Raw genomic sequence first — 12,862 nt, forward strand, 5'->3', positions numbered from 1 at the left:
GAATAATTGTGGCCAAAAAACAAAAATCAAAAAAGTCTAATCTTCTTTATCAAAGATTAACAGAAGCATTAGAAAATGGTAGTAAAGTCCGCATTGAAGCTGAGGAAACTTATTATGGTCTCCCCGTTACTGTAACTAAAGATTTTGTAGAAATTATGGTCTTAGTTCCACCGGATGAATTTGATGAGGAAGATGATACTTTTAAGCAGGTGACATGGTTGGTTCGACTTTCGTCTATTTTTGCGATCGCCTATCCCACGGAATACTGGTCAACGGCAAGATTGGAAAAATTACTGGAAGTAGGTTCAAATCAAGCCTAAGTTTTTTTAGTTATAGCGCTGTGCGCGGCTCATCTGGCAACAGGCAACAGCGGTGCTACCCCGTGTCGGCGTCAGACGCAAGCGGTCAGATCCCGCGTCGGCGTCAGATCGCAAGCGGTCAGACCCCGCGACGACGCCAGCTCGCTTGCGGAATGCTGACCAAGAGAGGGAATGCTGACCAAGAGAGGGAATGCGCACTCCTGTGAGGCAACAGGGGGAATAAAAAACCGATAATATAGGACTTTTAGCTATTGGACAGTTCTTGTAACTTGTAAATATGCCACCGCACATTGCTATATTTTTTAGTTAAAACAATTTAAAAAAGGACGTTGTTGAAGCGCGTGTATGATATCAATCTTAATTCTTTAGAAGTCAACCCACCCCTGACCCCTCCTGGGAGGCGAATTCAGGAAGACCGAGCCAGGAGGGAAGAAATAAGAAGAAAGAGTAGTAGAAGAGAAAGTTTTTTGTTCGCGCTCTTATCTGGACATGATATCATACCTCAAATCACCAACGCCATTCTTTCCCCCTACTGCCTACAGCAAAGCTGCCTACTGCATCTTTTCTGGAGATGCCTAATAGCGACTTCTATAGTTGTTTGAATTTAAAGACGATTTCTAAAATATAAATGATATAAATCATAACGTGGTGTTGCTTGGTTTTCTTGGAAATTGACTAATCCTATACTGTGTAATTTTAACCCTTGCATTGTTTCTAATTGTACTGGTTGATTAGAATTCATTACTGTTTTAGCTGCTTGTGCTAACTCTGGAGATTGTTGTAAATGCCACCAATGTCGCTGTAAATGATCTGCATAACATCCTACATCTGTTGCTGCTGTTTTTAATAGATCATCAATGCTAGTATTGTTTTGATAAATTTCATATAGAGCTAATTTGATTAAGTAAGGATTTCCACCAACAATTGCCATTAATTTTTCTATTTCAGAGATATTTAATTGCAATTGATAATAGCTAGCTAAATTTTTGATTTGGGCTGCATTCAACTCTGGTAAATCAATTGGTAAGCCAACATTAAAAGGTGATTGATTAATATCTATAGGCACATAACTTTCTGTTGAATGTACAACTACTAACCGCATATTTTTCCAAAGATCGCGATTTTTTGCATCTTCATGCCAAGCTCGTAACAAACTAAAAAAATCCACAGTAATTTCTGGATATTGAAAAATGTTATCTACTTCATCTAATACTAATACTATAGGAGTATCAATACTTTTCAAAATATGTCTTTCAAAATAAGATTTACAAGATATTTTACTACCAAAAATTTCGTTCCAATAATTATCTAAATTAGCAGCTAAATTTAATTCTGAAGCTACCTCGGCACTAAACCATCGTAAGAATATATCTAAATTGTCAAAAATTTGATGTTCAACTAATTGAAAATTTAATACTGCTGTTTGATATCCTAATTTTTCAACATCTAGTAAAACTCTTGCCATTAAAGATGTTTTTCCCATCTGTCTCGGTGCCTTAATTCTAATCAAAGCACCAGGTTTAGTAATTTCTTGATAACAATTTTCTTCAAGAGGAGAGCGCTTAATATAAAAATTATGATGGTAATCATCTTGATTTTTGGGGAACTTTGGTAGTGAGGATGGCAAAGGTTTTTTATTATACTCATTTATATTCAGAGAATTATTTAATATTAATCTTGATTTTGTTTCAGGAATTGAGGGAGATAATTTATTTCCGATTAAGAGCATAATTTCAGCAACTAAGTCTTGAATATTTTCTTCACTTTTTAATTCCCATTGTGGCATTTCATTCAAGTAAGTATAGAGATTATAATCCCAAGTTAAATCAACAGAAGTATCAATTAAAACAGGTAGAATCCAAGGTTTATTATTTGGATGAATGTTTTGAAATACTCTTGCTCGTCTCACCGTTTCTGTTACCATTTCACAGGTTTTTGATTGAGAATCCAATAACAAAATCAAGTAATCAGATTGGTTGAGTTTTATTTCTAATTCTGGCAAACATTCTGCTTTTTTAACGTTATATTTTGCTATAAAATATTCATATTTATTTGCTTCTATTTGTTCAATAAAAAGAGTAGCAAATAAATTTATTTTATAGCTTTTGTTTGAAAATATAAATATTTTTGGCATGGTAAAACTAGGTGATTTAGCAACTGTTTGAAGCAAGTAATAGGTTGTAGGTTTTAGGTTCAATAGCGTAGCAACTATAAAATTAAACAATATTATATCTAGTATAGTTGAGTAATTCCAAATATAGCAGTCGAAGCAAAGGCTAGGACATATCAAAAGCTTAAAACTCAGACAGCAGCATATTTTTCCTTCTTTCTTCTGCTATATCTCAAGGTGAGTTGAATAAAAAGATTAATCTCTTCACTAATAATCTTACCTATACTATTTTTAACATTATTTGCTCTCAAAAGTATTAATTATGACAAAAAAAATTAGGTCTCAAGCCTCCCATTGTAGGAGGTACTGATAACTGATAATTGAATTGACATGAGCTAAATATTCTGTTGATCTACAAGGCATGATTCCTGACTATAATAATGTCTAAGTTTAAAAGTTAACGGTATTATTTAATTAGCTATAAATAAAAATCCACAGTATAAAATCAATTACTGAAATAAATATTACACATCAAATAGAATTCCCCGATTAGACATCTCCAGAAAAGAGGCAGTAGGCAGCTTTGCTGTAGGCAGTAGGGAGAAATAATTGATAATTTATGGATAAAAATTGATTTTATTTTGGATTTTTGGAGATGTCTATTAGTTATATTTATTCCTAAATTTACTTCTTGCCTACAGCTACCTACTTAATTATAGGTGTTTTTCCCTGAATGATGACAAAAATTTATCTAGTCTACATGATTGTGACAGTGGAAACCATGACGAATTTTTGGTATAATGTAGTAATGCTCTTTCAATTGTATAAAAAATATTCTGGGAAAAAGCAACAGAGGGTAAGAGTTTAAAACTGTTTATCAATTTTGGAATTTTTTACAAATTATGTACGGATTACTATAAAAATTAAATGAAAAAAATAATTGATCGGCAAAACAAGAAAAAAATAAAAAAATCAATATATTTTAAAATAATCAACTAAGTTATTACCCGTACAAAATATGAGTTATTGCTACAATCCTACTTGTCAAAAACCTCAAAACCCAGACAAAAATAGATTTTGCCAAAGTTGCGGTGCAAAACTAATCCTTAGAGAACATTACCGCCTCCTAAAACCAATCGGAATAGGTACATTTAGCCGGACATTCTTGGCAGTTGATCAAGACATCCCTTCAAAACCAATATGTGTAATTAAACAATTTTTACCTGTAGGCATTCCTGGCAAAAATGCAGCACAAAATATTAGTGAAATAGAAAAAGCATCAGCCTCATTTAGCCGAGAAGCATTACAACTAGACAAACTAGGAAAACATCCACAAATTCCTAGTTTATTAGCCTATTTTGTTGTCTCATCTTATAGATATTTAGTACAAGAATATATAGAAGGAAAAAATTTAGCTCAAGAATTAAAAGAACAAGGAACATTTAACGAACAAAAAATTAGAAAATTTTTGAGAGAAATACTGCCAGTTTTGCAGTTTATCCACAAAAACCAAGTAATTCATCGGGATATTAAACCAGAAAATATTATCCGTCGTGGTGCTAATGAGAGTGAATATGACTGGGGAAGAAATTTATATTTAGTAGGTTTCGGCGCTGCCAAAGCTATTTCTACTAATCCCGCAGTCAAAAGTGGTACGATTATCGGTTCTCCAGAATATACTGCACCAGAACAGTTAATTGGTCAAGCAGTATTTGCTAGCGATATCTATAGTTTAGGTGTTGTCTGCATTCAATTAATGACTCTACTCAACCCCTTTGATCTACGCCATGGTGAAGAATGGTTATGGCAGCAACATTTACCCAGACCTGTAAGCACATCTTTGAATAATATTATCGACCGGATGTTACAACCATCGCTTCAACAACGCTATCATTCAGTAGAAGAAGTACTGAATGATTTAATGCAGACTACAAAGAGTTCTTGGGAAGGTTCGGAAAGTTTAGAAAGTCACGGCGATAAAGTCAGAACAGTAGCATTTAGTATTGACGGTCAGACTTTGGTGAGTGGGGGTGAGGATAATAGCATTAAAGTCTGGACTCTGAAGACTGGTGGCGAACCCCGTAATTTGGGGGGATGGATGTTTAGTCATTCGGGATGGGTGCAGGAGATCGCTTTTAGTTCAGATGGTCAGACTTTGGTCAGTGGTAGTAATGACGGCACTGTAAAAGTTTGGAACTTGGGCACTGGTAAGTTAGTGCGAACTCTAGGCGGTTGGTTGGGTCAAGACTGGGGTCCTGTACAGGCGATCGCTATTAGTCAAGATGGTCAGATATTGGCAAGCGGTCATGGTGACAAGACGGTGAAGGTTTGGTATCTCAACAGTGGGAAAATGCGAGGATATTTGAAAGGTCACACTGCATGGGTGGAGTCAGTTGCTATTAGTCCTGACGGTCAGATATTAGCGAGTGGGAGTGGAGATAAGACGATTAAGTTGTGGGATGTAGGGACAGGGAGGTTATTGTTGACCTTGACTGGTCATAGTGATGTGGTGCGGAGTGTGGCGATCGCTCCTGACGGTCAGATATTAGCGAGTGGGAGTAGTGACAATACTATTAAGTTGTGGCAGTTAGCTACCGGAGAGCTATTGGGAACATTGCAGCATCCTGATGGAGTGAATGCAGTTGCTATTAGTCCCGATGGTTTGATTTTAGCAAGTGGATGTCGAGATGGGAATATGTATTTATGGAACCCTTATACGATGGAGGAGTTAGGAGTATTGAGTCAGGAAGCAGTAGTTAATGCAGTAACGTTTAGTGTAGATGGTCAGATGTTGGCAGCAGGTTGTGGTGATGGAAGTGTGGGTATTTGGCGGAGGTTGAATTAGAGTGAGGGAGTATAGTGCAAGTTAAAAGTCAAAACTCAGAAGTCAAAACTCACAAGTCATCCCTGACTAACTTTGAGCATTTATAGAACCCATTTGATATCTATATAATTATGGTAGTCAAGTCTTTTCGCGCATCAATTTTGAGGAAAAATCATATGAAGGAGTATTGAATTTTTTGTATGATCTCTCCCCACATCTTCCCTCCTGTCTCCTGTCTCCTGTCTCCTGTCTCCTAGCTAAAAAAACTTGATATTTATGAAGATACGATCGGGGGTTCTATATACTAAATTGTCAAAGACTTTTTTTCATGGTGTGCGTGTTCAAATGCAATCAATTAAGACCAAATTAAAAGTTAACAATTACCAAAAAACCATACTTGCCAAACACGCAGGTGTTGCTTGCTGGCGCAAAGCTTTCCTATCGGAATGCTACCGCAAACGCTAACGTCATGCTTATAACTGGGGGTTGGCAACTTGTATAAAAGAGTACGAAGAAACTAAAAAACGCCCAAGCGCCATCACCCTGTATAAACGTTTAGTAGCTGAAGTCAAATCAGTTAATCCTTGGTATTATGAGGTGTCTAAATGTGCACCAAGGGCAAGCATTACAGTGCTTTTCAAATTGATGAACCACATCTTCACAAGCAAAACTTTGTAGGGACGTTCCATGGAACGTCCCTACTGTGGTCTACCCAAATGAAAACTGCTGTAAGAGATTTAGACAGAGCATTTAAAAACTTTCTAACTATTCCGAACCGTGGATTTCCGGTCTTTAAGAAAAAAGGTAGAAAAGACAGCTTTTACTTAGAAGGAAGTATCAAAATTATTCAAGGAAACTACATACAACTACCAAGAATAGGAGTAGTAAAAACTTACTGTATCTTACCGAATTGCAGAGTAAAAAATGTGAGAATAGCCTCTTTCAGAGGAGCTTTCCTATCGGAATGCTGCGCAAACGCTAACAAAACGTGCAGATAGTTGGTACATAAGTTTTAAATATGATTTTGAATCTTATCCAACAGAAAAAGTTGGAGAAACTATAGGTGTAGATATAGGCATAAATACATTAGCAACCTGTTCTGATGGCAGTCAATTTGCTAATGTCAAAGCCTGCAGGCAAGCAAAAAAACGATTAGTTCGTCATCAACGTGCAGTCAGTAAAAAAGTTATTGGTTTCCTGCGGAATGCTACGCAAACCAAAAACAGACGCAAAGCAGTAAAAAAATTAGCAAAAATTCACAAAAAAGTAGCCGATATCAGAGCAGATGCACTACATAAACTCACAACATGGTTGGCTAAAAACCACAGCACCATAGTAATTGAGGACTTGAACGTAAGTGGAATGCTCAAAAAGCGGTGCGACCCCGCGACGACGTCAGCTCGCTTGCGGAACGCGCACCAAGAGATCACAAACTAGTAAGTGCCATAGCAGACTGTGGTTTTTATGAGTTTAAACGTCAACTTACATACAAATGTGAATGGTACGGCAGTGAATTAGTCATAGCAGATAGGTTTTATCCAAGTTCTCAAATATGTTCAAACTGTGGGCACCAACAGAAAATGCCGTTAAACTTGAGAACTTATGTTAGCGCAGCTTTGCGGAGCGCAAATGTAGTCAATGCGGTTTTGAAACTGACAGAGATTTTAACGCTGCTATCAACCTGAAAAACTATGTGAATCAGTAGCTTGAGTTCCAAGCGAATTTAAGCCTGCTCTTGAAGATAAGTTGCAGACTGCGGTCAGTGGTCTTCTGTGTTTGCGCAGCATTGCGTCAGCAAAGCAGGAAGCTAGCTCCAAAGCTCATGCAACCATGTATGGGTAAGTTTGGGTAAGTTTAGTAGAACGGAATGCTTAATTATATCATGTCCGTTGGTATCGTTTGTGTAAAAGTTAGCGTGGATATCTACAGGAAATTTAAGTTTTTTTCTTGCCTGTTGCCTTCCGGAGCAGATGAGCTGTTGCCTATTTACTATACAAGACCGATGCTACCGGACATGATATTACTTGTACTTCATATCAAGAAAGCTTCCTGGAATTGACTTCCGTGCATATTGCATCAATATCCTACCTACTAACGCGCTGACCAGACTTTAATAGTTTTGTCATCACTACTACTAACAATAGTTTGCCCGTCGGAACTGATGGCAATAGAAGTCACTACCCACGTATGACCAGTGAGAGTATTTTTGAGACTACCCGTTGCTAAATCCCAAATTTTGATAGTTGTGTCCTCGCTACCACTAACAATAGTCTGACCATCGGGACTAATAGCTAAAGACCAAACTTCGTTGCTATGACCAGTGAGAGTATTTTTGAGACTACCCGTTGCCAAATCCCAGATTTTGATAGTCCTGTCCGCACTACCACTTACAACAGTCTGTCCATCGGGACTGATGGCTACAGAAAAAACGCGATCGCTATGACCAGGGAGAGTATTGATAAGACTACCCGTTGCCAAATCCCAGATTTTGATAGTCCCATCCGCACTACCACTGACAATAATCCGTTTTTCAGAGTTGATGGCGACAGAATAAACTGCTTTGCTATGACCAGTGAGAGTAGCTTTCATACTTTCTGTAGCCAAATCCCAAATTTTGATAGTGCCATCAGCGCTACCACTAATAACAGTTTGTCCGTCGCGACTGATGGCAATAGAATAAACCCCTTTGCTATGACCAGTGAGAGTAGCTTTCATACTTTCTGTAGCCAAATCCCAAATTTTAATAGTGCCGTCAGCACCACCACTAATAACAGTCTGTCCATCGGGGGTAATAGCGACTGCAAAAATCTTGTCACTCTGAGCAGCAAGAGTCTCTTGGAGACTACCATTTACCCAATCCCAAACTTTTATAGTTTTGTCCCAGCTGCCACTAACAACAGTCCGTCCGTCGGGACTAATGGCAACAGTACGAATCCAGTCGTTATGATCCCTGAGGGTGCGAACTTCAGAAATATTAGTGGCGTAGGAGATGAGGTTGGGAGTTGAAGTTTTAACTGATGCTCCCTCATTTTGACTATTTCTAGTAAGTGAGGATGAGAATTTTTCCTGTTCTCTAGAAATATTATTAATAATAATAGAAGCAATAATAATACTGAAAGCAATACCAATACCTACACCTATTTTGACTAAAGTTTGAGCAGAAGTTGATGATGAGGAAGTGGGAGGAACAGTAGTTTTTGGCTGACTATTATGCTGATTACTATTTATTAAAACTGTATGTTGCTTTGATATTTCTTGTTGTGATTGGTAATTGACATTATTATTAATATTAGATAATTCAATTATTACTTCATCAATACTTTGATAACGATTTTTCCAGTAATCTGACACCATCTTATCTAGAATAAAGACTAATTTATCGCTAATATTAACTGTGTTTTTCCAGACAATTTCACCTGTTGAGTTGTCTTTAACTAATCGATTTGCTTGTATGCCAGTTAATGCTTCAATACCAATCATTCCCACAGCATAAATATCACTACAAAATCTAGGCTGACCCGCTGCTTGTTCGCTAGGCATATATCCAGGAGTTCCCACTGCTATTGTCATAGTTGTATGACCCCCAGTTGTAATTGCTAACCCCTTAATTTCTTTCACTGCCCCAAAATCGATTAACACAATTTTTTCATCAGATTTTCTACGCATAATATTTTGCAGTTTTAAGTCACGATGAATCACATTTTGCTGGTGTACATATTTTAAAACTTCCAAGATTTCATTTAAGAGTTGAATAGTCTGATTTTCACTAAAACTTTTCCCTGGATAAATTTCCTTTGTTAAATCATTTCCTTCTATGAACTCTTGAACTAAATAAAATTGCCCACCTTCTTCAAAGTAGGCAAATAATCTGGGAATTTGATTGTGTTCCCCGAGACGTTGTAAAGTTATTGCTTCTTTTTCAAATAAAGTTTTAGCAACTTGAAAAACTTCTGGTCGTGGGTCAGATGGGGCTAGTTGTTTCACCACACATTGAGGATGATTGGGAAGGTCTAAATCTAGTGCTAAATAAGTAGTTCCGAAACCACCTTTACCTAACTCTGATATAATTTTATAGCGATGTCTAAGTATTTTGTTAGTCATTATTTTTTTTGAGAAATTTATAGCTTGTTTTAGGAGTCAGGAATCAGAAAATAGTTAGAGTAGTTTAATCTTTTAAATATTGTCAAGCCAATTTATTAATCAAAGTAATCTTTGGGCTATAACATTTATGGGTCAATTTAATCTTTGAACTTTTTTTTACTAGGTAATATAGCTACGCTAGGCTACGCCAACATAATCTTGATCGCTGAATTTTATAGTTAGTAATTGGGATTGACTCATAATTGCTTTATTGAAAAAATGATTACTTTAAATTATAGTATAGTAATAATCAAATTCAACTAATTGATTAAACGTAAGCATTTCCTGCGGAATGCTGCACAAACAGCTATTAGCTGTCAGTTCTCAGCTCTCATAAGGGGGTTTAAATAAATATAGACTTTAAAGCCAGTTTTTGTAGTAAGTATAAATTATAACTTAATTAGTAAAGCTTTTATCTAAAACTAAAAGCAATAGCTTATGACTGATAGCTGACGGCTGTTTGCGCAGCATTCCGGAGGAAATGCTTACGATTAAACAGTTTTTTTTGTGACAAAAATATGGTCACATATTACTACACAAATAAATATATGCTAACTAATATTAATATTGACGAAAAACTCCTTGAGGAAGCCCTAGCTTTGAGCGACTATTCCACAGTAAATCTATTGATAGAAGCAGCTTTGCATGAATATATTCAACGTCGCAAACAATTGAAAGTATTAGAATTATTTGGTACTATCGACTATAAGGAAAATTATGATTATAAGCAACAAAGAAAAAAAATATGAATGTTGTAGTTGACACTTCTTTTTGGTCTCTTGCATTGCGACGCAATAGACCAAATGATGTAATTTATATCATTAATAAATTGCGAAATTTGATTACAGATGGACGAGTCATTTTACTAGGAGTAATTCGTCAGGAAGTGCTATCAGGAATTCGCTATCAGGAACAATTTATTCGATTACGAGAATACCTGCGTGCTTTTTCTGACTTACAATTAACAACTGAAGATTATGAACTAGCAGCAGAATTTTTTAATACCTGTCGTAGTCATGGTATTCAAGGTTCAAATACTAATTTTTTAATTTGTGCAGTGGCTCATCATGGTGGTTACAGTATTTTTACCGAAAAATTGTGCTTTAAAGCCTCCCCTTTTAAGGGGATAATAAGCGGTCGGGGGATGGCGAGGTCTCCTCGCCATATCCAATGGACTCCTGTGAAGAAAAATTTTCATCTCTTTGTCAATCCTCTTCTTTCAAGGAGAGGTAATTATTCATTATTCATTATTCATTATTCATTATTGAATACCGATAAATATTTTGATTATTTTCGGTCGTATATTCCAGTTATTTTGTATTAGATATTTCTGCAAATTAAAGATTTTTTTTCAAATATTTGTAGAGAGGTTGGATGCAACATTCCTGCATTAGTGTATAGTAATAATCAAATTTAACTAATTATATTGATGATGTTAAATTCTGAACTGTTTGTTCAACTTAAACAATTATCCCGTGGAGATAAATTTCAAATCATCCAATTTTTAATTGCTGATTTTGCACAAAAAGAAGGGTTAAAACTATTAGATAATAATCAGGTTGATCGTACTTTGTATCCTCATAATTATTCTGATGCAGCCGATAAATTAATGAGTTTATTAGAACAAAAAGAAGGGAAATAAAATGCAGAATGCTAAAAGATTTTCCTTTTCTGTCTTAAATTGAAATAAAGTTGAAATTGTCAGCATGATAGGCTCTTAATGAACTTAAACAACTAATAGAGGCATAGACAAAAAATATGAGCATGATATCTTTTCAGGAAATTATAGATTCTATTGAAAAACTTTCTATTGATGAGCAAGATTCTTTCCCACTAGCTGAAACCAGAGGCACATTACTGGGTAGAGGTTGTATTTGTGGAGAATTCCTATTACGAATTAATATTCTTAGAATTTAACTCCCCAAACCATCCTACTTTTGCAGCTTTTCGCATAATTTTATATGTTTCCCGCTCTGCCTTTTGCCACTCTCCTGCTTCCAAAAAAATCTCGCAACTCACGATAGTTAACCCCACTAGCTGAAACCAGAAGCAGTCGCCATTACTGTATTTGACATATCAAAAGCTTAAAACTCAGACAACGCCAGATTTTTCCTTCTCTGGTAAATAACTAAACGCCTTCTACCTTCTGCTATACCATGTTGTCCTCACCATTCCTATTGAACAAATGTGTCTATATGTCCAAATAAGTGATTGATGATTTCTGCATCTGTATATGGATTGAGCAAAACTGCCCGCAGCCAGCAATGCTCACGATATATTGGAAGTGATAAAAAAGTATTACCCTTTTGCAACAAATACACTTGTAAGTCTGAGTTCCATTTATCCCAATCGTTATCAGAAATCCAAGAAGGTATACCACGAAAGCAAACAAGATTTGTTTCTGGCTCACCAGTTGTTTCCAAAAAAGGGCGTTTTCTGACTTGCTGCATAAAGTAGTCGGTCAGTAAGTAACTCTCCTCAATAAGTTGATTGTAACCACTCTTACCAATATGCTGAAGTGATAGCCAGAACTTCAAAACTTCGGCATGGCGAGTACCTTGAACGCTTACTTCACCTAAATTAATAAAGTCTCCAGAGTCACGCATATAGGGTGCTGGAATTTGAAAAGCTTTTGTGAGAGTTGCCATATCCCTAAACAAAACCATTGCACAGGTCTTTGCCACATATAACCACTTTTGCGGATTGAATGTAATTGAGTCGCTCTGTTCAATACCTGTTAATCGTTGACGTTGATTTTCCGACAAAATCAATGCACCCCCACTAAGCATAACTCCACCTGCTTGTTTACCTAAACCAAACAGAGTTGCAAATTCTTTGAGTAAATGAGACTCTAAACGTGATAACAATGGGGACATTTCCAAACTTAACATATTATTATTCAGTGCTGCTGTGACCATCTCGCCCATGAAAGAAAGAGTAGTTGGTATGGAGTCCATGTGCCCAATGAAAGCTGGATGTGCGGTGTTCATTGAGCTGACTAAAATGCTTTCTAGTTGTGCCAGCAACTTGCTTTCTGATATGGCAGTATCTGGGATGGCAACTACTTCTGGAAGTTCCGTTATCTGTGGTAAAGGGGAATAATTACAAGCATTTTGGAGGTGAGTGAAAACAATCTCTAAAACTTGTTGAGCAACTTGCTCAACTTCAGCTTTGTTTTTCCCACGAGGGTCAATAAAAGCTGATAAAGGAATTTGTGATTGGTTCATAGGATATTGCTGATGAGACTATTTGGGAAAACACTTGGTAAATTTCAATAGTAAACGCATTTAGAAGATCCAGCCGTTGGTTTATTTTGTCTTTCTCTGAGAACTCTGACAGTAATATCAAATCCGTTTAATTCGGCACGTAAAAAATGTTCCATCTTCAACCATTACCAAATATTTCTCTCACTCCCCATCTCCCCATCTCCCCATCTCCCCATCTCCCCATCTCCCCATCTCCCCATCT

The 12,862-nt window shown here is 36.5% G+C and carries 10 protein-coding genes and 2 pseudogenes; 8 read left to right on the forward strand and 4 right to left on the reverse strand.

What is annotated here, in order from left to right; genetic code table 11:
• Window positions 1–8: 8 nt before the first annotated feature.
• Window positions 9–320 (forward strand): hypothetical protein, encoded by a 312-nt coding sequence (locus F6K23_RS31300; protein WP_293120028.1) that lies wholly within the window; start codon window positions 9–11, stop codon window positions 318–320.
• Between the two features lie 604 nt (window positions 321–924).
• Here the strand turns inward: F6K23_RS31300 and F6K23_RS31305 are convergent.
• Window positions 925–2,517 (reverse strand): AAA-like domain-containing protein, encoded by a 1,593-nt coding sequence (locus tag F6K23_RS31305; protein ID WP_293163278.1) that lies wholly within the window; start codon window positions 2,515–2,517, stop codon window positions 925–927.
• Between the two features lie 931 nt (window positions 2,518–3,448).
• Between F6K23_RS31305 and F6K23_RS31310 the strand changes: the two genes are divergently transcribed.
• The 4 genes and pseudogenes from F6K23_RS31310 to F6K23_RS42310 all read left to right on the forward strand — a co-directional run.
• Window positions 3,449–5,275, forward strand: a complete 1,827-nt coding sequence (locus tag F6K23_RS31310) for a serine/threonine-protein kinase (protein ID WP_293163281.1) — start codon at window positions 3,449–3,451, stop codon at window positions 5,273–5,275.
• Between the two features lie 984 nt (window positions 5,276–6,259).
• Window positions 6,260–6,691, forward strand: coding sequence for a transposase (locus F6K23_RS31315; protein ID WP_293163312.1), 432 nt, complete (start codon window positions 6,260–6,262; stop codon window positions 6,689–6,691).
• Window positions 6,631–6,795: pseudogene (locus F6K23_RS31320) on the forward strand (hypothetical protein); the annotation flags it as partial. The gene F6K23_RS31315 and the pseudogene F6K23_RS31320, both read left to right, overlap by 61 nt.
• A 113-nt stretch (window positions 6,796–6,908) precedes the next feature.
• Window positions 6,909–6,959: pseudogene (locus F6K23_RS42310) on the forward strand (hypothetical protein); the annotation flags it as partial.
• 386 nt (window positions 6,960–7,345) lie between these two features.
• Here F6K23_RS42310 and F6K23_RS31325 read toward each other — a convergent pair.
• Entirely contained in the window at window positions 7,346–9,355 is a 2,010-nt protein-coding gene (locus tag F6K23_RS31325; RefSeq protein ID WP_293163287.1) for a serine/threonine-protein kinase, read from the reverse strand.
• Window positions 9,356–9,942: 587 nt separating this feature from the next.
• Here F6K23_RS31325 and F6K23_RS31330 point away from each other — a divergent pair.
• The 3 genes from F6K23_RS31330 to F6K23_RS31340 all read left to right on the forward strand — a co-directional run bounded on the left by F6K23_RS31330 (window position 9,943) and on the right by F6K23_RS31340 (window position 11,036).
• On the forward strand, window positions 9,943–10,143 hold the full coding sequence (locus tag F6K23_RS31330) for a type II toxin-antitoxin system VapB family antitoxin (protein ID WP_293163290.1): 201 nt from the start codon (window positions 9,943–9,945) through the stop codon (window positions 10,141–10,143).
• Window positions 10,140–10,718 carry a PIN domain-containing protein gene (locus F6K23_RS31335; RefSeq protein WP_293163293.1) on the forward strand — a complete coding sequence of 193 codons (579 nt, stop codon included), beginning with the start codon at window positions 10,140–10,142 and terminating at the stop codon, window positions 10,716–10,718. The genes F6K23_RS31330 and F6K23_RS31335 overlap by 4 nt, the downstream gene beginning before the upstream one ends.
• 105 nt (window positions 10,719–10,823) lie before the next feature.
• Window positions 10,824–11,036: a hypothetical protein gene (locus F6K23_RS31340; protein WP_293163296.1), complete on the forward strand. Its 213-nt coding sequence runs from the start codon at window positions 10,824–10,826 to the stop codon at window positions 11,034–11,036.
• Between the two features lie 248 nt (window positions 11,037–11,284).
• Here F6K23_RS31340 and F6K23_RS31345 read toward each other — a convergent pair whose 3' ends face one another.
• Window positions 11,285–11,413: a hypothetical protein gene (locus F6K23_RS31345; RefSeq protein ID WP_293163298.1), complete on the reverse strand. Its 129-nt coding sequence runs from the start codon at window positions 11,411–11,413 to the stop codon at window positions 11,285–11,287.
• 155 nt (window positions 11,414–11,568) lie between these two features.
• Window positions 11,569–12,621 (reverse strand): pyridoxal-dependent decarboxylase, encoded by a 1,053-nt coding sequence (locus F6K23_RS31350; protein ID WP_293163300.1) that lies wholly within the window; start codon window positions 12,619–12,621, stop codon window positions 11,569–11,571.
• Window positions 12,622–12,862: the final 241 nt, after the last annotated feature.

It is taken from the genome of Okeania sp. SIO2C9, assembly GCF_010672455.1.
Taxonomy (GTDB): domain Bacteria; phylum Cyanobacteriota; class Cyanobacteriia; order Cyanobacteriales; family Microcoleaceae; genus Okeania.

Excerpts from the sequence above, each read along its gene's own strand:
- F6K23_RS31310 (WP_293163281.1), top strand. The coding sequence starts at position 3,449 with ATGAGTTATTGCTACAATCCTACTTGTCAAAAACCTCAAAACCCAGAC.
- F6K23_RS31330 (WP_293163290.1), top strand. The coding sequence starts at position 9,943 with ATGCTAACTAATATTAATATTGACGAAAAACTCCTTGAGGAAGCCCTA.
- F6K23_RS31350 (WP_293163300.1), bottom strand. The coding sequence starts at position 12,621 with ATGAACCAATCACAAATTCCTTTATCAGCTTTTATTGACCCTCGTGGG.
- F6K23_RS31325 (WP_293163287.1), bottom strand. The coding sequence starts at position 9,355 with ATGACTAACAAAATACTTAGACATCGCTATAAAATTATATCAGAGTTA.
- F6K23_RS31340 (WP_293163296.1), top strand. The coding sequence starts at position 10,824 with ATGATGTTAAATTCTGAACTGTTTGTTCAACTTAAACAATTATCCCGT.
- F6K23_RS31335 (WP_293163293.1), top strand. The coding sequence starts at position 10,140 with ATGAATGTTGTAGTTGACACTTCTTTTTGGTCTCTTGCATTGCGACGC.